This window comes from Rhodobium orientis (genome assembly GCF_003258835.1).
GTDB lineage: Bacteria > Pseudomonadota > Alphaproteobacteria > Rhizobiales > Rhodobiaceae > Rhodobium > Rhodobium orientis.
Window position 1 is genome coordinate 26,230 of the sequence record NZ_NPEV01000044.1, and the last position, 21,217, is coordinate 47,446.

Here is a 21,217-nt window from a genome sequence, read left to right on the forward strand (position 1 = left end):
TTTCTATGACGGCGAAATGACGTCCGCAGCCGGCTGAGCGTCGAAGCTGAGCCGGGCACGGCCGCCGCGGCCGGGGACAAGCGGGTCCGACGGTGGCGGTGGCGGAAAACGGCCGGCCTGCCGTCCGCTCAGATAATATCGAAGGTGCGCGGCTCAAGGCCCGGAAACAGGTACATGGAGCCAGAGGAAACGGCGTAGTCCGGGTCTTCCCAGGCGATCATCTTGCCGGGGTTGAGGAGTCCCTTGGGGTCGGTCTCGCGCTTGAAGGCGACCTGGGCCTCGTCGGTCGCCTTCATGCCGCCTTCCTCGATGGTGTAGCGGTGCGGATTGAAGACGCGGCAGCCGAGCTCCTCATAGGCCAGATTGATTTCGTCGAGCCGGTCGTCCGTCGTGTAGCGCACCACCGGCATGGCGTAGCAGGTGACCTCGCCGCCGACGCGGATGAACTCCAGGTGGGTGGTGACCTCGTCGTTCATCTTGCCGAGAAGGTTCTCGATCACTTCCAGCACGTTCTCGGCCGGATAGAGGACCTGGAGATAGGTTACGGTCGGATCCATGCGGATGCCGCGCAGGGTGGTGTGGTTCCAGACCATCTCGTCGACGCTCGGCAGGCCGGAAAGGTCGGTACATTCCAACTCGTCGGTGCGGAAGATGATCTCGCCGTCATGGCGGGCGACCGCCTCCTCGAAGGCGGCGAAGGACGAGGCCGCGACCTTGACCAGACAGACATGCTGGCCGGTGCGGATGTATTTCTGGTGGTGGATGAAGCTGTCATAGGGGAACGGCGCGGCGATCACCGCCACCTCGTTGACGACGATCGCCTCGTCGTTGGCGATGTCGTAGCCGAAGCGGGAGGCGGCCATGAAGCGGTCGAAGCCGGCAAGCACGTCGACCCAGTCATGGGCCTCTGTCAGCCCCAGTTCCAGTTCGGTGTAGACGCCCGTGGTGCCGTAGGTGTGCATGGCCTTGAAGACGTCGGTGCCGGACAGCTCGATGATCCGGGGCTCTTCCTCCAGCGTGGCGATGCGCAGCTTCAGGACGTTGCCGGGATCGCTGAGGGTGCCATAGCGGACCGAGCCGATGCCGCCGATGCCGCCGGCAACGAAGCCGCCCATGGTCGCGGTGCGGTGCGTGGTCGGGCGCACGCGCAACTCCTGGCCGCTCTGGTCGCGGGCGGCCTGGTCGACGGCGATCGGCTTGGCGCCCGGCTGTACGGCGATGGCGCCGGGGCGGATATCGATGATCGCGTCGAACGGCGACAGGTCGAGCACGACGCCGCCCGACAACGGCACCGACTGGCCGAAATTGCCGGTGCCGGCGCCGCGTGCGGTGACCGGCACGTCGTGGCGGTATGCGGCGGCCAGCACCCGCAGAATGTCGGCCTCGTTCTGGGGAATGACGATGAGATCGGCGCACGCCTTGTCGAGCTGGCGGCGCAGGACCGGCGAATACCAGAAGAAATCGCGGCTCTTCTGCTGGACGATGGCCCCCTGGTCGCGGAAATCTATTCCGGCGATATCGGCCTTGAACGCGTCGATGTTCGTCACTTCATGCCTCCAGATGTCGCCGGTCGCGGCGCGATGGCTGCTGCGTTTCCCGCCCGCGCGGACATGCCATTCGGCAGTCCCACCCGGATCCGGCCCCGCATCTCTTCTTCAACGCGTGTTCAATAAGAGACGATGAAACGAACGCCTCCGATATGCAAGGTAGAACCGCCAAAAGCGGTCCGGGATTTCCGCCGGAAAGGGGGTCCGGAGACCTCAACCCCTGTTGGATATGAGGTATTTCAGCCGCCTCCTGCGGTTGCGGCCCTGAGCAGCCGCGACGCCGTGGCGCATGCCGCCAGATAGTCCCCGGAAACCCTGAAATCGCCGTTGCGGGGTCTTTTGCCGGCTACGGTCATTTCTTCGCGGATCTGGCCGGGTCCATTGCCCATGACGGCGATGCGATCCGACAGGTAGACCGACTCATACACCGAGTGCGTGACAAACAGAATGGTGCAGCCGAGATCCGACCACAGCGACAAGAGGTCGTCGTTGAGGCGGAACCTTGTGATCTCGTCGAGTGCGGCGAAGGGCTCGTCCATCAGCAGCAGCGGCGGTGCGGTGACGAGGGCGCGGGCGATCGACACGCGCATCTTCATGCCGCCCGACAGTTCGCCGGGAAAGGCGCCGGCGGCGTCAGTAAGGCCGACGCGCTCCAGCATCGCCTCGATCTCCGGCCGGGCGGCCGCCTTGGACAGGCCGCGCAGGCGCAGCGGCAGCCAGACATTGGAAAAGACGTCGGCCCAGGGCATCAGCGTCGGTTCCTGGAAGACGAAGCCGATATTGCCGCTGCCGGCGCCCGGGCCCTGGGGCAGGTCGAGAAAGACGCCGCCGGCGGTCGGGCGCACGAGCCCCGCGATGATCCTCAGGATCGTCGTCTTGCCGCAGCCGGATGGGCCGATGATGCTGACGAACTCGCCGGGTGCGACGGTCAGCGAGACGTCGCGCAGCGCCTGCTGGCCGCTCGGATAGGTCATCGAGACGTTTTGCAGGCAAACGGCGGGTGCGGGCATTTCCTCGCGGATCGGGCCGGCGGTGGCGGACATCTGCGGTCGCTTTCTTTTTGCGGAATCGCTGGCCATCATTGTCGGGTTTGAGACACCGTGCAAGCCATCCGGTTTCCATCAGCGGCCTTTACGGGCGTTCCGCCAACGCCTAATCATTTCTCCGCACGCAACAAAAGGGAAAAACGATGCTGCCGCGCCGCACATGGCAGGAGATGACGGCAAACGACATCGCGGCGGCCGACACCGGCCGCTGGATCGCCGTGCTGCCGATCGCGGCCGTGGAGCCCCATGGCGGCCACCTGCCGCTTGCCACCGATGCGGAGATCGCCCGCGGCCATGTGGAGCGCGTCGCCGAGCTGATGCCGGACGACCTGCCGGCCACCTTCCTGCCGCTCCTGTCCGTCGGCTGGTCCGAGGAGCACCGGGCCTTTGCCGGCATGCTGACGCTGTCGCCCGAGACCCTTATCCGGGTGCTGACGGAAATCGGCGAGAGCCTTTGCCATTCCGGGCTCAAGAAACTCGTCATCGTCAATTCCCATGGCGGCAACTCGCCCGTTGTCGACATCGTCATCCAGAAGCTGCGGACGGACTTCAAGATGCTGGCGGTCGCCGCATCGTGGAGCCGCTTCGGCCTGCCGGAGGGGCTGTTTCCGGCCGCGGAAAAGGCCTTTGGCATCCATGGTGGGGCCATCGAGACGTCGCTGATGCTGCATCTGCGCCCGGACCTGGTGGCGATGGAAAAGGCCGACCGCTTCCCGTCGGCGCAGGAGACCTTCGCGGAGGATTTCAGGCATCTGCGCGCTTACGGGCCGGCGCGGTTCGGCTGGCGCTCGGACGATCTCAATCCGGCCGGCGTCGTCGGCGATGCGCGCCTTGCGAGTGCCGAAGCGGGGCGGGCGATCCTCGACCATGCCGCCGGGGGCTTTCTGGAGCTTCTCGCCGATGTCGACCGGTTCGATGCGGACCGGTTCGCCTGACATGGCGGGGGCGACCGGCGACACTTTCCCGGCCGGCCATTGCCGCGCGTCCTGGAGCGGCGGCCATGGCTGAACGCGACCAGAAGTTCCGCTGGGCGCCGGGGCAGGGCGACCTGCTGCAGCGCCTGAGGCTTTATTCCGGCCTCGTCCTCTTCACCTTCGCGCTGACGCACTTCCTCAACCACATCCTCGGCGTCTATTCCGTCGGGCTGATGGAGGAGGTGCAGGACTGGCGCGAGGCGGTCTGGCATTCCCTGCCCGGCACGGTGCTGCTTGCCGGTGCCGCACTCACCCATGCGACCCTTGCGGTGATGAAGACGGCGCGCCGGCGCACCCTGAGGCTGCCGCCCTGGGAGGCGATCCAGCTCCTCCTCGGCCTGTCGATCCCCTACTATCTCGTCAAGCATGTGGCGGCGACGCGGGGCATCTACGAGGTCTTCGGCGTCGACGTCACCTATACCCAGGAACTGTCCATCCTGTGGCCGGGCAGCGTTGCCGCACAGTCGGTCCTGTTGCTCATCGTCTGGACCCACGGCTGCATCGGTATCCATTTCTGGCTGCGCATCCGGCCCTGGTACTCCCGCGCCTTTCCCTATCTCCTGTCCCTTGCCGTCGCCATTCCGGCGCTGGCCATGTGGGGCTGGATCGATGCCGCGCGGCGCCTCTGGCTGCTCGGCCAAAACACCGGATATCTGACGCAGGAACAGTTCGACTGGGTCAACCGGACGACGGATATCGGCCATGCCATCCTCATCGTCGTCGTCGCCACCATCGCCGGTGCGCTGATCGCCTACCGGCTGCAGCGCAGCATGGTCAAGGGCATCCAGATCACCTATCCCGGCGACCTCGTCATCCGCACGCCGCCCGGCCCGACGCTCTTGGAAATCAGCCGCATGAGCGGCATCCCCCATGCCTCGGTCTGCGGCGGGCGCGCCCGCTGCTCCACCTGCCGCACCAAGATCCTCAAAGGGCTCGACCACCTGGAACCTCCCGACGCCAACGAGGTTGCCGTCCTTGAGCGGATCGGGGCGGAAAGCGACGTGCGGCTTGCGTGCCAGATCCGGCCGAGCGAGGACATGACGGTGCGCCCACTGTTGCCGGCGCGAAGTTCCGGGCGTGCCGCGGCGCGCGCGGCCGATGCCTATTACTGGGGCGTGGAGCAGACGGTGGCGGTGATGTTCATCGACATCCGCGGCTTCACCACCCTGTCCGAACAGCGGCTCTCCTACGACATCGTCTATGTGCTCAACCGCTATTTCGATGTCATGACCCGGGCCATCGACGGCGCCGGGGGCTATGTCGACAAGTTCATCGGCGACGGCATCATGGCGATCTTCGGCATGTCGAGCGGCGCCAAGACCGGCGCGCGCCAGGCGCTGGAGGCCGCCGTGCGCATCGATGCCGCGCTCGCCGCGCTCAACGAGGAACTGGCTGCCAGCCTCGATGCGCCGCTCGCCATCGGCATCGGCATCCATGCCGGGCCGGCGATCCTCGGGCGCATCGGTGCGGTGGGGGCGGAACACATCTCCGCCCACATCACCGCGCTCGGCGATACCGTCAATACGGCAAGCCGCCTGGAGAGCATGTCGAAGGACTATGGAGCGCGTCTCGTTGTCTCAGAAGCGGTGCTCATCCATGCCGGTTTCGACAGCGCGGATATTGATCACACAGACATTTCCGTGCGCGGACGGCGCAAATCCCTGAAGGCCAGCGTCTTCGTGGACTTGTCTGCTCTTGCGCATCATTTGCAGGAAAAAGGAAACCTTTCCGAAAGGAATTAAAACAGGATTGTTATCTATTCGCTCTTGCCCTACGGCACTCCGGCGAGTCTAAATTGCCGGCACGTCGGACGGCGGTAGCTCCATGCCACCCGGTGTCGGGCCTTCTTTCAAAAGCACACGCAGAATGCCGTCCGAAACAAGGAGGACAAGAATGTCAAAAACCCTGGTACGACTGGCTGCGGGATTGTTTGCCGCGACCATGATTGCCGGCGCCGCGCACGCAAAGACCCTCGTCTATTGCTCCGAAGGGTCCCCGGAAGGGTTCGACCCGGCGCTCTACACCGCCGGCACGACCTTCGACGCGACGTCGAAAAATGTTTTCAACAAGCTTGCCGAGTTCGATCGCGGCACCACCAAGATCATTCCCGGCCTTGCCGAGTCCTGGGACATTTCCGAGGACGGCACGGAATACACCTTCCATCTGCGCAAGGGCGTGACGTTCCACACCACGGACTTCTTCACCCCGACCCGCGACTTCAACGCCGATGACGTCCTGTTCAGCTTCAACCGGCAGCTCAAGGCCGACCATCCGATGCACGAATATGTCGGCGGTGCGTCCTGGGAGTACTTCAACGGCATGTCGATGCCCGATCTCATCAAGGAGATCGTCAAGGTCGACGACTATACCGTCAAGTTCGTGCTGAACCGGCCGGAAGCGCCGATGATCGCGAACCTGGCCATGGATTTCGCCTCGATCCTGTCGAAGGAATTCGCCGATCAGCTCCAGGCTGAGGGCAAGGCGGAGATGCTGAACCAGCAGCCCGTCGGTACCGGCCCGTTCAAGTTCGTGGCCTACCAGAAGGACGCCGTCATCCGCTACAAGGCGCATGAGGACTACTGGGGCGGCAAGGCGGCGATCGACGATCTGGTCTTCGCCATCACCCCGGACGCTTCGGTGCGCTATCAGAAGCTGAAGGCCGGCGAGTGCCACATCATGCCGTATCCGAATCCGGCCGACATCGCCGCGATGAAGACGGACGCCGCCATCAACCTGATGGAACAGGAAGGCCTCAACGTCGGCTATCTCGCCTACAACACCAAGGTGGCGCCGTTCGACAAGGTCGAGGTGCGCAAGGCGCTGAACAAGGCGATCAACAAGCAGGCGATCCTCGACGCCGTGTTCCAGGGCGCCGGCAAGGTCGCGGTAGCGCCGATCCCGCCGACCATCTGGTCCTACAATGCGGACCTGAAGGACGACACCTACGAGCCGGACGTCGCCAAGAAGATGCTGGAGGACGCCGGCGTCACGGACCTGTCCATGAAGCTCTGGGCAATGCCCGTGCAGCGTCCGTACAACCCGAACGCACGGCGCATGGCCGAGCTGATCCAGGCCGACTGGGCCGCGGTCGGCGTCAAGGCCGAGATCGTCTCCTATGAATGGGGCGAGTACCTGAAGCGCTCCAAGGACGAGGACCGCGACGGTGCCGTGCTGCTCGGCTGGACCGGCGACAATGGCGACCCGGACAACTTCCTGGCCGTGCTGCTCGGCTGTGATGCCGTCGGCGGCTCGAACCGCTCCCAGTGGTGCTACAAGCCGTTCGAGGACCTGATCCAGAAGGCCAAGGTCGTCTCCGATACGGCCGAGCGCACCAAGCTCTACGAAGACGCCCAGGTGGTCTTCAAGGAGCAGGCGCCGTGGGCGACGATCGCGCATTCGGTGGTCTTCGAGCCGGTCCGCAAGGAAGTCTCGGACTACAAGATCGATCCGTTCGGCGGTCACATCTTCTACGGTGTCGACCTGAAGTAGAACGGTCCTTTTTCGGGCGCCGGCCTGCCGGCGCCCGATTTTTCTTCCCCTCGGCGGATGGGCCGGGCGGGACGATCCGCGAGCCGACGGCGGAACAATCCGCGCTATCAACCGTTGGCTGTAGCGGCGCTTTTTTCGCGGATCACTGACACGGATTTCCCGGCACCCATATGCTGCGCTTTCTTCTCAACCGCATCGCCGTGCTTCTGCCGACGTTCATCGGCGTTACCATCATCTCGTTCCTGTTCATCCGTTTGCTGCCCGGCGATCCGATCGAGCTGCTTGCCGGCGAGCGCGGCGTGACGCCCGAGCGGCACGCCCAACTGATGCACATGATGGGTTTCGACAAGCCGATCTGGCAGCAATACCTGACCTTCGTCGGCGACGTCCTGCAGGGCGATCTCGGCCAGTCGATCGTCACCAAACGGCCGGTGTTCGACGAGTTCTTCACGCTGTTTCCGGCGACGCTGGAGCTTTCCATCTGCGCCATCATCTTCGCCATCGCCATCGGTCTTCCCGCCGGCATCATCGCCGCGGTCCGGCGCGGCTCGGTGTTTGATCACACGGTGATGGCGACGGCGCTCACCGGCTATTCGATGCCGATCTTCTGGTGGGGGCTGCTGCTCATCATCGTCTTCTCCGGCACGCTCGGATGGACGCCGGTGTCGGGCCGAATATCGTTCATGTTCTTCTTCGATCAGGTCACCGGCTTCATGCTGATCGACTCGCTGCTGTCCGGCCAGAAGGGCGCCTTTGCCAGTGCGGTCGAACATTTGATCCTGCCGACCATCGTGCTCGGCACGATTCCGCTCGCCGTGATCGCCCGCCAGACGCGCTCGGCCATGCTGGAAGTGCTCGGCGAGGACTATGTGAGGACGGCGCGGGCCAAGGGCCTGCCGCCGTCGCGGGTGATCGGGCTGCACGCCCTTCGCAATGCGATGATCCCGGTGATCACCACCATCGGCCTGCAGGTCGGGGTGCTTCTGGCCGGCGCCATCCTGACGGAGACGATCTTTTCCTGGCCAGGGGTCGGCAAGTGGATGATCGACTCGGTGTCCCGGCGCGACTATCCGGCCGTGCAGGGCGGTCTCCTGTTGATCGCCTCGCTGGTGATGCTGGTGAACCTCACCGTCGACATCCTCTACGGCCTCATCAACCCCAGAATCCGGCACAGGAGGTAGCGCCATGAGCGATCGAACCGCCGACGCCACCCCGGCGCCCACGCAAAACGCCACCGTCGCCCTCCTCAAGGAGTTCTGGTTCTATTTCCGCGAGAACCGGGGCGCGGTCGTCGGCCTTTTCGTCTTTGCCGCCCTCGTCGTCGTCGCCCTTCTGGCGCCGCTGCTGGCGCCGCACGATCCGATCCACCAGTACCGCGATGCGCTGCTCCTGCCGCCGTTCTGGCAGGAGGGCGGGCGCATCGACTATGTGCTCGGCACCGACGCCGTCGGCCGAGACATGCTCTCGCGGCTGATCTACGGCACCCAGTTCTCGCTCTTCATCGGCTGCATGGTGGTCGCGATCGCCCTTGCCGGCGGCATCCTGCTGGGCCTCATCTCGGGCTATTTCGGCGGCTGGGTCGATGCCGTGATCATGCGCATCATGGACGTCATCCTGTCGTTCCCGAGCCTGTTGCTCGCCCTTGTTCTGGTCGCCATTCTCGGCCCCGGCCTGATGAACGCGATGATCGCCATCGGCATCATCCTGCAGCCGCATTTCGTCCGCCTGACGCGGGCCTCGGTGATGTCGGAGCGCTCGCGCGATTATGTGGTGGCGGCGCGGGTCGCCGGGGCGGGACCGCTCAGGGTGATGATCCGCACCATCCTGCCGAACTGCCTGGCGCCGCTGATCGTGCAGGCGACACTGGCGTTCTCCTCCGCGATCCTCGATGCGGCCGCGCTCGGCTTTCTTGGCGTCGGCGCCCAGCCGCCGACCCCGGAATGGGGCACCATGCTGGCCGAGGCGCGCGAGTTCATCCTGCGCGCCTGGTGGGTGGTGACCTTCCCGGGCGTTGCCATCCTGACCACGGTGCTCGCCATCAATCTCATCGGCGACGGCCTGCGAGACGCCCTCGATCCGAAGCTGAAGAGGAGCTGATGGAGGCGTTCCTGAAATGGCTGGGGATTTCCGATCCGGCCCTTCAGCGAACGGCGATTACGGCAATCCTCGCCGCTGCGATCGGCGTCATTTGCTGGATGGCGAACCGATGGTGGGAACGGAGAAAGGAGCGTGCACGGCGCGACGCGGAAGATGCCCAGACCCGGCGTCTCAGACAACAGCGTCGCTACGACGTCGCCGTTGCGCTCAAGGCAGAAATCGAAGCGAATATGGAAATGCAAAGCCCGTCGCTCGCCCCAGACCAGTTCCACGAGATCCGCCGGCATTTCGAACAGGACGGCGAGAAATTCGATCCGTTCGTGTTCCCGGGGCTGGAAAACTCGGTCTTTGAGGTTCTCAAGACCGATCTGCCGCTGTTGCGGGCCGATGTCATCGCTGCCGTTGTCCGGTTCTACCGTCTCGACAGCAGTTCGAACGCGGCTCTTTCCCAGATGAATACGCAGACCTTTCGCGATCTTGCGAACGAACGCCAGATCCGGGCCGTCGAAAGCTGGCACCGGCTGGCGTCGATGGTCGACGGTGCCGGCAACCGGGCGCTTGCAACGCTCGACAACTATATCGTTGAACTGGAGGAGAGCGACGGCGTGGACACCGGCGGTCACCGCACAGGCGCCGCCGAGGCAATCTTCAAACCATCGGAAGAATAGGGCCGTAGTTCATGAAACGCTCCATCTTCATTTCCGGAACGATGGGAACCATGCAGAATATATGCAATGAGGGATGACTTTACAATGAACGGACATCCGTCCCACCTCGACGGGCTTACAGGATAGGCGATGCCGGCGCTCCTCGATATCCGCAATCTCTCCGTCACCTTCGAGACCGCGCAGGGGCCGTTCCGGGCGGTCGACCAGGTGGATTTTTCCGTCGATACCGGCGAGCGGCTGGCGATCGTCGGCGAATCCGGCTCCGGCAAGTCGGTCGCCATGCTCGCCGTCATGGGGCTGCTGCCGAAGACGGCGACCGTCACCGCCGACGTGATGGCGTTCAACGGGCATGATCTCAGGCAGCTCGATGCGCGCTCGCGCCGCAAGATCATCGGCCGCGACATGTCGATGATCTTCCAGGAGCCGATCGCCAGCCTCAATCCGTGCTTCACGGTCGGCTTCCAGATCGGCGAAGCCTTGAAGACCCATCTCGGGCTCGACCGGGCGGCGCGGCGCAAGCGCTCCATCGAACTGCTGGAGGCCGTCGGCATCCCGGAGCCGGCGCAGCGGCTTTCCGCCTTCCCGCACCAGCTTTCCGGCGGCATGAGCCAGCGGGTGATGATCGCCATGGCGATCTCCTGCCAGCCCAAGCTCCTGATCGCCGACGAGCCGACGACGGCGCTCGACGTCACCATCCAGGCGCAGATCCTGGAACTCCTGATCAACCTGCAGAAGGACACCGGCATGGCGCTGGTGCTGATCACCCACGACATGGGCGTCGTCGCGGAGACCGCGGAGCGGGTCGTCGTCCAGTATGCCGGCCAGCAGGTCGAGCGGCAGTCGATCCGGGGCCTGTTCGAGGCGCCGCACCATCCCTATACGGCCGCGCTTCTCGCCGCCCTGCCGGAGCGGGCCGGACGCGGGCGGCTGCCGCAGATCCCGGGCGTCGTTCCCGGTCTCGGCGACCAGCCGGACGGGTGCCTGTTCAATCCGCGCTGCGGCTATGCCGACGATCGCTGCCGGCGCGTGGTGCCGCCGCGCACCGGGCCGGAGCTCGGCGAGGCGCTCTGCCATTATCCGATCAACGGGGAGGAAGCGGCGTGACGGCGGTCATCGAAGCAACCGATCTGGCGCGCCACTACCTGGTCTCGCGCGGCCCGTTCTCCAAGCCGGCCGAGCTGAAGGCGCTGGCGCAGGCGAGCTTTGCCGTCGGTGAGGGCGAGACGCTCGCCATCGTCGGCGAATCCGGTTGCGGCAAGTCCACGCTCGCTCGCCTCGTCACCATGATCGAGCCGCCGACGGCGGGGCACCTCACCATCGACGGCATCGACGTGCTCACCGCCTCCGGTTCGGCCCGCAAGAAGCTGCGCCGGGCGGTGCAGATCGTCTTCCAGGATCCGGTCGGCTCGCTCAATCCGCGCCAGAAGATCGGCAAGGCGCTGGAAGAGCCGCTGGTCATCAACACCGACATGTCGGCGGCGGAACGGCGGGAAAAGGCGGAAAAGATGCTGGCCCAGGTCGGGCTCCGGCCGGAGCACTACGGGCGTTATCCGCACATGTTCTCCGGCGGCCAGCGTCAGCGCATCGCGGTCGCCCGCGCGCTGATGCTGGAGCCGAAGATCATCGTGCTGGACGAGCCGGTCTCTGCGCTCGACGTCTCGATCCAGGCGCAGATCCTCAACCTTCTCTACGATCTGCAACAGGAGTTCCGGCTCACCTATCTCTTCATCTCGCACGATCTCTCGGTGGTGAAGCACGTCGCCGACGGCGTCATGGTGATGTATCTCGGCCGGGCGGTGGAGAAGGGCTCGGTCGACGCGATCTTTTCCAATCCGCGGCATCCCTATACGAGGGCGCTCCTCTCGGCGACGCCGATCGCCGATCCGACCCTTGCGCGCGACCGCATCCAGCTTGAGGGCGAACTGCCGTCGCCGATCGATCCGCCGCCCGGCTGCGCCTTCCATCCGCGCTGTCCGTATGCCAACCAGCGCTGCCGCGAGGAGGTGCCCGAGGTGCTTGCGGACGGCGAGACGCTGGTCGCCTGCCACGGCGTTGCGGAAGGCCGGATATGACCCGGCGGGTGTTCACGCGATGATGACGGAAATGACCCCGCGCGAGATGCTGGCAAAGCTTGTCGGCTTTGCGACCGTGTCGCGGGATTCCAACCGGGCACTGATCGACTTCGTCGCCGGCTATCTCGCCCATCTTGGGATCGAAGCCCGAATCGTCCCCAACGCCGACGGCTCCAAGGCCAATCTCTACGCCACCATCGGGCCGAATGTGGCCGGCGGTGTCGTGCTCTCCGGCCATACCGACGTCGTCCCCGTCGACGGCCAGCACTGGTCGAGCGACCCGTTCACGCTGACCGAGCGGGACGAAAAGCTCTTCGGTCGCGGTACCTGCGACATGAAGGGGTTTCTGGCGATCGCGCTTTCTCTGGTGCCGGAGATGAAGCGGGCGGGGCTCTCCCGGCCGATCCATCTGGCGCTTTCCTATGACGAGGAGATCGGCTGCCTCGGCGCGCCGGAGATGATCGCGGAAATGGCGGCCGAACTGCCGCCGTCGGTTGCCGTCATCGTCGGCGAGCCGAGCTCCATGAAGGTGATCACAGGCCACAAGAGCATCCTCGTCTTCACCACCACCGTGACCGGCCATTCGGTTCATTCCAGCCAGATCCCGCGCGGCGTCTCTGCGACCATGGTCGCCGCGCGGCTCGTTGCCTACCTGGAAGACATGATGGAGGAGGGAAAGGGCACCGCGGCGGAGAACCCGGCCTACGATCCGCCCTTTACCACCATCCATGTCGGGCTTCTGAACGGCGGCACGGCGTCGAACATCGTCGCCCGGGAATGTCGCTTCGTCACCGACATCCGCGCGTTGCCTGAGGAAGACCCGGAAGCCTATCTGCAGCGCTTCGAGGCCCATGTGCGCAAGACCGTGGTGCCGGCGATGCGGGCCGTCGCACCGGAGACCGGCATCGACATCGAGGTTCGGTCCGTGGTGCCGGGCCTGAGGCCGGAGCCGGAGAACGAGGCGGAGCGGCTGGCCCGCATGCTGACCGGCGACAACGAGGTCCGGGGCGCTGCCTTCTGCGCCGAGGCCGGCCAGTTCCAGCAAGCCGGGTTCGCCACCGTCATCTGCGGCCCCGGCTCCATCGACCAGGCGCACCAGCCCGACGAGTTCCTCTCGCTGGACCAACTTCAGGCCGGCACGGAATTCGTGCGACGGCTGATCGGGCATTTGACGTAGCGGCTGTGGCTCAGCCCTTTGCGGCCTTCTTCTTCCCGCCGTTTTTCGCCGCTGCGACCGTGTCGATGAACTCCAGCATGGCGTCGTCGACGGCCTTCGCGGCCGCGCGCAGGTAGCGGTTCGGGGCTTCCGCGCCGGTGCGGCCGGTGGCGTAGGCGGTGACGAAGCCGTCCTTCTGTGGCAGGGCTTGCGAGAGTGCCGTGATGCGGTTCATCTCAAGCACCGAGCGTGCCTGCTCTTCCTGGCGTTTGGAGCCGCCCGTGCGGCAAAAGACAATGGCGACGCCCTCGGGCGCAACGCCGGTCTCGCGCAAGCTTGCGACGACCCTCAGCGTCGGGAAGAGGTCGTCGCTGGAAAAGCTTGCCGGCAGGAAGACGGCGTCCGAGGCGGCGGCCAGTTCCAGCGTTGCCTCGTCCTGGTGGCCCCTGGTGTCGATGACGATGTCGTCATAGTCGCCGTCGAGGCCGCGCAGCTTCTTCTTCTTGGAAAAGACCGCCGCATCGAGTGCCGGCTCCAGGCCGCGGGCGCGGCGCTGGGCGTTCCAGCGCATCACTGTCTGCTGGGCTTCGTCGAAATCGGCAAGCAGGACCTTGCGGCCCCTGGCGGCCAGGGCGACGGCGGCGGCGCGGGCGAGCGTCGACTTGCCGACGCCGCCCTTTTGCGAGGTGAAGAGGATGCGGCGGGCCATCTTTTGGGGTTCGTGCCTCCGAATAGGGACCCGCAAGTGCCGGCGGGCCTCGATTGCCGCCACTGTCGGCCAAAACGCCGAGCCTTGTCGAGAGGGCTTGGGGATTTCGCGCGCGCGGCGGAAAGGTCGCGGGGCCTGCCCCTTGGACCGGCGCGCGCGGCGGCCCATTGTCGGTGGGCTCCTTCCTTGGCCGGAACGGTGGGGCGTGACGGGCCGGTTTGAAACGCTTAGAAAGGCAACGGGGTGCCGGGCCGTCGGCGCATAAAAAGACCGAGGAACAAATGACGACGCCGCGCGAGATCGAACTGAAGCTGCGTATCGATCCCAAGGAAATGGCGCGCCTGCGCAAATCCGCCTGGTGGAAGAGGCTCGGCCGGGGCAGGAAGAAAACCCTCCACAACACCTATTTCGACACGGGCGACCTCAGCCTTCGCGCCCTCGGCGTCGACTTGCGCATCCGCCATGACGGCAGCACCTACCGCCAGACCATCAAGCTGCGCGATGCCGGCGAAAGCGGCATTTCGCGCACCGAATGGGAAGCGATCGTGCCGGACGCCGTGCCCGATCCCTCGCTGGTCATCGACGCGGCGCTGCCTGAGGCCGTGCGCTGCCTGACCTCGGCGGATGTCGCCCCGGTCTTTTCGTCCGAAGTGACGCGTGAGACCCGGCAATTTGCCGCGGAGGGGGCCGAGATCGAGCTTGCCTTCGACGACGGCACCATCATGGCCGGCGAGGCGCGCCTCGATTTCTGCGAGCTGGAGCTGGAACTCAAGGATGGCGATCCGGCCGCGCTTTTTGCCGAAGCCGAGGCGATCAATGCGGTCGTGCCGACGCGCTTGCACCTGTTTTCCAAGTCCGATGCCGGGTTCAAGCTAGCGGCGTCCAAGCTGAAGCCCTGGTCGAAGGCCGAAAAGCTCGACCTCGACCCGCGGATGACAGCCGGTGAGGCGCTGTCGGCGATCGTCGGCACCTGCCTGTCGCACCTTACCGCCAATGACGAATGCGCGCGGGTCAACTGCCACATCGAGGGCGTGCACCAGGCGCGGGTGGCGGCGCGGCGGCTGCGTTCCGCCTTCGGCACCTTCAAGCACGTGGTCGACGAGGATGTGCTGTCGCCGCTGAGCGAAGAGGTGCGCTGGCTCGGCTCTTCCATGGGTCCGGCGCGCGATCTCGATGTGTTGAAGGCCGATCTCTTCGACCCGGTGATGGCGACGATGGAGGACACCAGCCTCCTCGATGCGCTGATCGCGCGCGGCAGGATCCTGCACGCGGCCGCCTATGAGGAGGTTGCCGTGGCGCTGTCGTCGAAACGCTACGGCGCGCTTCTCATCGATCTCTGCCGCTTCATGGAAACGCGGCCGGGCCTGACGGAGGCCGGACAGGTGCCGGTGGTGGATTTCGCGCAGGCCTCGCTCGACACGCTGCACGCCAAGCTTCTGAAGCGGGGGAAAAAGTTCGAGAAACTGTCGGCGGAAAAGCGTCATCGGGTGCGGATCGCGGTCAAGAAGATGCGCTATGCGGTGGAGTTCTTCGGCGGGCTGTTCCCGGGCAAGAAGCAGGAGCGCTACAACAAGCGGCTCGCGGCCCTGCAGGACGATCTCGGCCGGCTCAACGACGTCGCCATGGCCGAGACGATGATCGAGAAGCTGACCGCGCCGATCCCCGGCGCGCCGGAGGCAACGCCGGAGGAGGAGCGCCGGCGGGTGCTCGCCGGCGGCCAGGTGCTCGGCTGGCATCAGCGGCGGGCGGCGGAAATCGACCGGCAACTCATCAAGGACTGGTACGCCTTCGCCGAGACCAAGCCGTTCTGGCACGACAAGGATTAGTTTCCCGGGACCGGCGCATTCCTGTGCCGTTCCCTTTTGTCGCGCCTCGCCTTGCGCCTGCGTCTTGACCTTCCAGTGACTGGAAGACCTATCTGAGCGTCAACACCCTTCTTTCTTCAACTGGCGGCAGGGACGCTCCTTTCAATGACCATTGCCGAAGCCCGTACCGACACGGCGGTCCAGCCGGCACCGCCCGCGGACCCCATCACCCTTGAAATCGGCGGCATGACCTGCGCCGCCTGTTCGGCCCGCGTCGAGCGGGTGCTGTCGCGGGTCGAGGGCGTCGGCTCGGCCAGCGTCAACCTGGCGCTGGAACGGGCCGAGGTGGTGCCCGCAGCAAAGGTCGATACGGCGCGCCTGATCGCCGTCGTCGAAAAGGCCGGCTTCACGGCCAAACAAGCCGAGACGGCGGCCTCCAAGCGGCGCGAGGCGGAAGAAGCCTCGGAAGCGGCGCGGCACGCCCAGGAGCGCCGGATGCTGCTTCTTCTGGCGATGTCGGTCGTCCTCACCGCGCCGTTCATCGTTTCCATGGTCGCGATGGCTTTCGGCCTCGAGTGGCACATTCCGGCGCTGGTCCAACTCGCGCTCGCAACGCCTGTGCAGGTGCTGGTCGGCTCACGCTTCTATATGGGCGCCTATAAGTCGCTGCGCGGCGGCTCGGCGAACATGGACGTGCTGGTCTCGCTCGGCACGTCGGCGGCGTTCTTCTATTCGCTGGCGCTCCTCATCGGACGCGGACCGTCCGCGGCCGGCGCGCTCTATTTCGAGTCGGCCGCCGTCATCCTCACATTGATCCTCACCGGCAAGCTGATCGAGGCGCGCGCCAGGCGGTCCACGACGGCTGCAATCCGCGCGCTGATGGCGCTCAGGCCCGAAACCGCGACGGTGCTCAAGGATGGCAAGACCGAGGTCGTGCCGATCGAGCGCGTCGCGCCCGGCGATGTCGTGCTGGTGCGTCCGGGCGAGCGGGTGCCGGTGGACGGCACGATTTCCGCCGGCGCCAGCGAGCTCGACGAGTCGCTCGTCACCGGCGAGAGCCTGCCGGTCGCGCGCGACGTCGGCGACAAGGTGACGGCCGGGACGATCAACGGTTCCGGCGCGCTTGAGGTCTCGACCGGCGCCGTCGGCGAGGACACGACCCTTGCCCGCATCATCCGGCTTGTCGAGACCGCCCAGGTCGGCAAGGCTCCGATCCAGCGGCTGGTCGACCGCATCGCCGCCGTCTTCGTGCCGGTGATCGTCGCCATCGCTGTTCTCACCTTCGCCGGCTGGATGGTCGCCGGCGGGACCTTCGAGACGGCGCTGGTTGCGGCCGTTTCCGTCCTCGTCATCGCCTGCCCCTGCGCATTGGGTCTCGCGACCCCGACGGCGCTGGTTGCTGGCACTGGCGCCGCCGCCCGCGCGGGCGTGCTCATCAAGGACATCGAGGCGCTGGAAGTGGCACACCGGGTCGACACCGTCGTCTTCGACAAGACCGGCACGCTGACCGAAGGCCGGCCGGCGGTCACCGCCGTGGAAGCCGCCGAGGGCACCTCAAAGGACGAGGTGCTGGCGCTTGCCGCCTCGGCCAACCGGTCCAGCGAGCATCCGCTGGCCAAGGCGACGCTCGCCGCCGCCGAGGAGCGGGGCCTTGCGCTGGCGCCGTCCTCCGGCCTCAAGGCGATTGCCGGGCGCGGCGTCTCGGCCTCTGTCGACGGCGCTTCTGTGCTGGTCGGCAACGGCGCGCTGATGACCGAGAACGACATCGACATGTCGGCGGTCGAAGCGCTGCTTACGGCGCGCGAAAGCAGCGCGGAGACCGTCGTCACCGTTGCCCGTGACGGCATTGCCCTTGGCATCGTCGCGCTCGCCGACCCGGTGCGCGAGGAGGCCCGCGAGACCGTTGCGGCGCTCAAGGGCCGCGGCATCGAGACAACGATGATGACGGGCGATGCGGCCGGCGTTGCCGCGTCGGTCGCCGCCGACATCGGCCTCAACGACTGGCAGGGGCCGGTGCGCCCGGAAGACAAAAGCGGCCGGGTCGAGGCGCTCAGAAAAGAGGGCCGGGTGGTCGCCATGGTCGGCGACGGCATCAACGATGCGCCGGCCCTCGCCGCCGCCGACATCGGCATCGCCATGGGCACCGGCACCGACATCGCCATGGAGACGGCGGGCCTGACCCTGATGCGGCCCGACCCGCGGCTCGTTTCCGCCGCGCTCGACGTGTCGCGCGCGACCGGCCGCAAGATCCGCCAGAACCTCTTCTGGGCCTTCGTCTACAACGTCGTCGGCGTGCCGCTCGCGGCCCTCGGCTTCCTGTCGCCGGAACTGGCCGGTGCGGCGATGGCGATGAGCTCGATCTCGGTGGTCAGTAATGCCGCTCTCTTGAAGCGCTGGCGGCCTCGGTTTAAGAGCCGTTAGAAGAATCGGAACGGATTTGTGAGACAACATCTTAAGGCCGCAAAGGGAGCGTAGGCGCTGCTGCTGCGGCAGGTTCGCCACCACCTTGAAGGAGGGGCGCCGCCCCCCTTAAATGCGGCATGTGATTTACATCAATTCGACTGCGCCCTGCCGGTGGTATGCAGGCGACGCGATCACACGCAAGGCCACCTGGGGAGGAGGCCACGCAAGCCATCGAGGGTCCATCATGAATTTCCAAACGTCGGCCGGAACCGCCCCGGACGAAGGGCGCCGCTTACGGCGCGAGGCGGTCGTCATCCGCTTCGCAGGAGACTCAGGCGACGGCATCCAGTCCGCCGGCAACCAGTTCGGTATCGAGGCCGCTCTTGCCGGCAATGACCTGTCGACCTATCCGGACTATCCGTCCGAGATCCGCGCCCCGGCCGGTACCACCTACGGCGTCTCCTCGTTCCAGATCCAGATCGCGTCCCAGGAGATCCATACCCCGGGCGACAAGCTCGACTGTCTCGTCGCCTTCAACCCGGCGGCGCTCAAGGTCCATCTCGTCGACCTGAAGCCGGGCGGCGTCCTCATCGTCGATGCCGGCGCCTTCAAGGCCGCGGGCCTGAAGAAGGCCGGCTACGATCACGACCCCCTGTCCGAGGACCACGCCGACGAACTGGCCGACTACCGGCTCCTCAACGTCGATATCTCGACGCTGACCCGCGAGACGGTCGCCGCCATCCCCGACATCGACGTCTCCTCCAAGAAGGACGCGCTGAAGGCCCGCAACATGTGGGTGCTCGGCCTGGTGCTCTGGCTCTACGGCCGCGACAAGCACGCGACGCTGGAGTGGATCGACAAGAAGTTCGGCACCAAGCCGCTGGTGCGCGCGGTCAACTTCGCGGCCGTGGAAGCCGGCTATGCCTTCGGCGCGACAGCGCTGCTGCCGAGCGGGCTGGAGCCCGTCACCATCGAGCCGGCGAAGGCCGCGCCGGGCCTCTACCGCACCGCGACGGGCGCCGAGACCACCGCCTACGGCCTTGCCGCCGGCGCCCTGAAGCAGGGCCTCTTGCCGGTCTACTGCTCCTATCCGATCACGCCGGCGACGACCATGCTGCACACGCTCGCCCGGCTCGGCGAGGAAGCGGGCATCCGCACGTTCCAGGCCGAGGACGAGATCGCGGCGATCTGTGCCGCGATCGGCGCGTCCTATGCCGGCGGCCTCGGCATGACCGGGACCTCCGGCCCCGGCATGGCGCTGAAGTCGGAAGGCTTCGGCCTTGCGGTCGCGGCCGAACTGCCGCTCGTCATCGTCAACGTCCAGCGCGGCGGCCCGTCCACCGGCCTGCCGACCAAGGTCGAGCAGTCGGACCTTCTTCAGGCCGTCGCCGGCCGGCACGGCGATGCGCCGATGCCGGTGATCGCCATGCGCGCGCCGTCCGAGGGTTTCGATATCGCCGTTGAGGCCGCGCGGATCGCCGTCAAATACATGACGCCGGTGATCGTCCTTTCCGACGGCTATATCGCGAATGCGGCCGAGCCCTGGAAGATCCCGAGCCTCACCGATCTGCCGGACCGGCGCCTGCAGCGGGGCGATGCCCACGGCATCCAGCCCTTCGCGCGCGACCCACAGACCCTGGCGCGGCCGTGGATCGTTCCCGGCATGGCCGGCGGCGTCCATCGCCTCGGCGGCCTGGAGCGCCAGGACGGCAGCGGCGAGGTCTCCTACGATCCCAAGAACCATGAGCGCATGACCGAACTGCGGATGAAGAAGATCGACGGCATCGCCGAGGACATTCCGCTGCAGGAGGTGGACCTCGGCGCGGAGACCGGCGACATCGCCGTCCTCGGCTGGGGCTCGACCTATGGCGCGATCACCGACGCGGTCGAAAAGCTCGTCGCCGAGGGGCTGTCCGTCAGCCACATTCACCTGCGCTACATCCACCCCTTCCCGCGCAACCTTCCCGAGCTCCTCAAGGGCTTCAAGAAGGTCATCGTGCCGGAGCTCAACACCGGCCAGCTCACCATGCTTCTCAGGGCCAAGACCCTGTTGCCGATCGAGGCCGTGACCAAGGTCGCCGGCCGTCCGTTCCAGATCGGTGAAGTTGAGACGGCGATCCGCGCCGCGCTTTCGGAGATGTCGTCATGACCGCAGAAGTCGCCCTGAAGCCGAAGGATTACGCGTCCGCGCAGGACGTGCGCTGGTGCCCCGGTTGCGGCAACTATTCCGTCATCAAGGCGGTGCAGAAGACGCTGGCCGAGGCGGGCAACGACCCGGAGAACACCGTCTTCGTCTCCGGCATCGGCTGCTCGTCGAGGTTCCCCTATTACATGGAGACCTACGGCTTCCACACCATCCACGGCCGCGCCGCGGCGGTCGCCACCGGCGTCAAGATCGCCAAGCCGGAACTCGACGTCTGGGTGGTCTCCGGCGACGGCGACTCGCTCGCCATAGGCGGCAATCACCTGCTGCACCTGTTGCGCCGCAACGTCGACGTCACCTATCTGCTGCTCAACAACGAGATCTACGGCCTCACCAAGGGCCAGGCCTCGCCGACCTCGCGCCGCGGCACCCTGTCTCCGACCTCGCCGCACGGCACGCTCGACCAGCCGGTGAACCCGATCGAGTTCGCCATCGGCGCCCACGGCCGGTTCATCGCCCGCTGCGTCGACTCCCTGCAAGGCCTCCTGTCGGAGACCTTTTCCCGGGCGCATGCCTTCCACGGCACGAGCTTCGTCGAAATCCTGCAGAACTGCCTCGTCTTCAACGACGGCGTCTTCGCCGACCAGGAAGACAAGAAGAAAAACGAAGAGACGCTGCTATGGCTGCGCCACGGCGAACCCATGCTCTACGGCGCAGACAAGTCGAAGGGGATCCGATTCAACCCCAAGACCTATGCGCTGGAGCCGGTGACCATTGGGCTCGATGGCGTCACTCTCGACGACATCGTCGTCCACGATGAGACCAGCCACGGCCTTGCCATGATGCTCTCGGCCTTGGAAGCCCCGCTCCCCGTCGGCGTTATCTACGCCGCCCCGGAAGCCACCTTCATCGGCCGCCAGCCGATCCCCCAAGGCACCATGGCCAAATCCACCGCCCGGCTTGCGGGGGCGATGCACGCTGGGAATACGTGGCGGGTGGAGTAGAGGAGAGCGCTCGAGGTTCAGTTTGAGTGTCCACTTAAGCTTCTTGGCTTACGAATAAGTTGATTGTCTCGATGGGTCTGCGGCCCTGGTTTCGGTAGCCGAGA

At 66.1% G+C, this 21,217-nt stretch carries 16 protein-coding genes; 13 read left to right on the plus strand and 3 right to left on the minus strand.

Annotated features, from left to right (window positions below; translation table 11 throughout):
* Window positions 1-128: 128 nt before the first annotated feature.
* The gene (locus CH339_RS17600) at window positions 129-1,547 is read right to left on the minus strand and encodes an FAD-binding oxidoreductase (RefSeq protein WP_111435690.1); all 1,419 of its coding nucleotides are present in this window, start codon (window positions 1,545-1,547) and stop codon (window positions 129-131) included.
* Between the two features lie 239 nt (window positions 1,548-1,786).
* Complete coding sequence (locus CH339_RS17605; RefSeq protein WP_111435691.1) at window positions 1,787-2,590, minus strand: ABC transporter ATP-binding protein; 804 nt, start codon at window positions 2,588-2,590, stop codon at window positions 1,787-1,789.
* A gap of 146 nt (window positions 2,591-2,736) precedes the next feature.
* Here CH339_RS17605 and CH339_RS17610 point away from each other — a divergent pair, with 146 nt between their 5' ends.
* The 9 genes from CH339_RS17610 to argE all read left to right on the plus strand — a co-directional run bounded on the left by CH339_RS17610 (window position 2,737) and on the right by argE (window position 13,070).
* Window positions 2,737-3,528, plus strand: a complete 792-nt coding sequence (locus tag CH339_RS17610; RefSeq protein ID WP_111435692.1) for a creatininase family protein — start codon at window positions 2,737-2,739, stop codon at window positions 3,526-3,528.
* A gap of 65 nt (window positions 3,529-3,593) precedes the next feature.
* Complete coding sequence (locus tag CH339_RS17615; protein ID WP_111435693.1) at window positions 3,594-5,309, plus strand: adenylate/guanylate cyclase domain-containing protein; 1,716 nt, start codon at window positions 3,594-3,596, stop codon at window positions 5,307-5,309.
* A gap of 151 nt (window positions 5,310-5,460) precedes the next feature.
* Window positions 5,461-7,056 (plus strand): ABC transporter substrate-binding protein, encoded by a 1,596-nt coding sequence (locus CH339_RS17620; RefSeq protein WP_111435694.1) that lies wholly within the window; start codon window positions 5,461-5,463, stop codon window positions 7,054-7,056.
* Window positions 7,057-7,226: 170 nt separating this feature from the next.
* Window positions 7,227-8,237, plus strand: a complete 1,011-nt coding sequence (locus tag CH339_RS17625) for an ABC transporter permease subunit (RefSeq protein WP_111435695.1) — start codon at window positions 7,227-7,229, stop codon at window positions 8,235-8,237.
* A gap of 4 nt (window positions 8,238-8,241) precedes the next feature.
* A complete protein-coding gene (locus CH339_RS17630; protein WP_111435696.1) occupies window positions 8,242-9,153 on the plus strand; it encodes an ABC transporter permease subunit in 912 nt (303 codons plus the stop codon).
* A complete protein-coding gene (locus tag CH339_RS17635) occupies window positions 9,153-9,821 on the plus strand; it encodes a hypothetical protein (RefSeq protein WP_111435697.1) in 669 nt (222 codons plus the stop codon). The genes CH339_RS17630 and CH339_RS17635 overlap by 1 nt, the downstream gene beginning before the upstream one ends.
* Window positions 9,822-9,950: 129 nt before the next feature.
* A complete protein-coding gene (locus CH339_RS17640) occupies window positions 9,951-10,925 on the plus strand; it encodes an ABC transporter ATP-binding protein (RefSeq protein WP_111435698.1) in 975 nt (324 codons plus the stop codon).
* Window positions 10,922-11,893, plus strand: a complete 972-nt coding sequence (locus CH339_RS17645; RefSeq protein ID WP_111435699.1) for a dipeptide ABC transporter ATP-binding protein — start codon at window positions 10,922-10,924, stop codon at window positions 11,891-11,893. The genes CH339_RS17640 and CH339_RS17645 overlap by 4 nt, the downstream gene beginning before the upstream one ends.
* A gap of 19 nt (window positions 11,894-11,912) precedes the next feature.
* Window positions 11,913-13,070, plus strand: coding sequence for an acetylornithine deacetylase (gene argE, locus CH339_RS17650; RefSeq protein WP_201240934.1), 1,158 nt, complete (start codon window positions 11,913-11,915; stop codon window positions 13,068-13,070).
* 10 nt (window positions 13,071-13,080) lie between these two features.
* Here the strand turns inward: argE and CH339_RS17655 are convergent, their stop codons facing one another.
* On the minus strand, window positions 13,081-13,758 hold the full coding sequence (locus CH339_RS17655; protein WP_170138569.1) for an AAA family ATPase: 678 nt from the start codon (window positions 13,756-13,758) through the stop codon (window positions 13,081-13,083).
* A gap of 281 nt (window positions 13,759-14,039) precedes the next feature.
* On the opposite strand from CH339_RS17655, the gene CH339_RS17660 reads away from it, so the two are divergent.
* The 4 genes from CH339_RS17660 (at window position 14,040) to CH339_RS17675 (ending at window position 21,113) form a co-directional block, all read left to right on the plus strand.
* Window positions 14,040-15,584: a CYTH and CHAD domain-containing protein gene (locus tag CH339_RS17660; RefSeq protein WP_111435701.1), complete on the plus strand. Its 1,545-nt coding sequence runs from the start codon at window positions 14,040-14,042 to the stop codon at window positions 15,582-15,584.
* 144 nt (window positions 15,585-15,728) lie between these two features.
* Window positions 15,729-17,984: a heavy metal translocating P-type ATPase gene (locus CH339_RS17665; protein WP_111435702.1), complete on the plus strand. Its 2,256-nt coding sequence runs from the start codon at window positions 15,729-15,731 to the stop codon at window positions 17,982-17,984.
* 226 nt (window positions 17,985-18,210) lie between these two features.
* A complete protein-coding gene (locus tag CH339_RS17670; protein WP_111435703.1) occupies window positions 18,211-20,115 on the plus strand; it encodes a 2-oxoacid:acceptor oxidoreductase subunit alpha in 1,905 nt (634 codons plus the stop codon).
* Window positions 20,112-21,113 (plus strand): 2-oxoacid:ferredoxin oxidoreductase subunit beta, encoded by a 1,002-nt coding sequence (locus tag CH339_RS17675; protein WP_111435704.1) that lies wholly within the window; start codon window positions 20,112-20,114, stop codon window positions 21,111-21,113. The genes CH339_RS17670 and CH339_RS17675 overlap by 4 nt, the downstream gene beginning before the upstream one ends.
* The last annotated feature ends 104 nt before the right edge of the window (window positions 21,114-21,217 follow it).

Bases quoted from the DNA above. Each gene is read 5' to 3' on its own strand.
- CH339_RS17655 (WP_170138569.1), bottom strand. From the start codon at position 13,758: ATGGCCCGCCGCATCCTCTTCACCTCGCAAAAGGGCGGCGTCGGCAAG.
- CH339_RS17610 (WP_111435692.1), top strand. From the start codon at position 2,737: ATGCTGCCGCGCCGCACATGGCAGGAGATGACGGCAAACGACATCGCG.
- CH339_RS17630 (WP_111435696.1), top strand. From the start codon at position 8,242: ATGAGCGATCGAACCGCCGACGCCACCCCGGCGCCCACGCAAAACGCC.
- CH339_RS17670 (WP_111435703.1), top strand. From the start codon at position 18,211: ATGAATTTCCAAACGTCGGCCGGAACCGCCCCGGACGAAGGGCGCCGC.
- CH339_RS17660 (WP_111435701.1), top strand. From the start codon at position 14,040: ATGACGACGCCGCGCGAGATCGAACTGAAGCTGCGTATCGATCCCAAG.
- CH339_RS17605 (WP_111435691.1), bottom strand. From the start codon at position 2,590: ATGTCCGCCACCGCCGGCCCGATCCGCGAGGAAATGCCCGCACCCGCC.
- CH339_RS17640 (WP_111435698.1), top strand. From the start codon at position 9,951: ATGCCGGCGCTCCTCGATATCCGCAATCTCTCCGTCACCTTCGAGACC.
- CH339_RS17635 (WP_111435697.1), top strand. From the start codon at position 9,153: ATGGAGGCGTTCCTGAAATGGCTGGGGATTTCCGATCCGGCCCTTCAG.
- CH339_RS17625 (WP_111435695.1), top strand. From the start codon at position 7,227: ATGCTGCGCTTTCTTCTCAACCGCATCGCCGTGCTTCTGCCGACGTTC.
- CH339_RS17615 (WP_111435693.1), top strand. From the start codon at position 3,594: ATGGCTGAACGCGACCAGAAGTTCCGCTGGGCGCCGGGGCAGGGCGAC.
- CH339_RS17665 (WP_111435702.1), top strand. From the start codon at position 15,729: ATGACCATTGCCGAAGCCCGTACCGACACGGCGGTCCAGCCGGCACCG.
- CH339_RS17620 (WP_111435694.1), top strand. From the start codon at position 5,461: ATGTCAAAAACCCTGGTACGACTGGCTGCGGGATTGTTTGCCGCGACC.
- argE (WP_201240934.1), top strand. From the start codon at position 11,913: ATGATGACGGAAATGACCCCGCGCGAGATGCTGGCAAAGCTTGTCGGC.
- CH339_RS17675 (WP_111435704.1), top strand. From the start codon at position 20,112: ATGACCGCAGAAGTCGCCCTGAAGCCGAAGGATTACGCGTCCGCGCAG.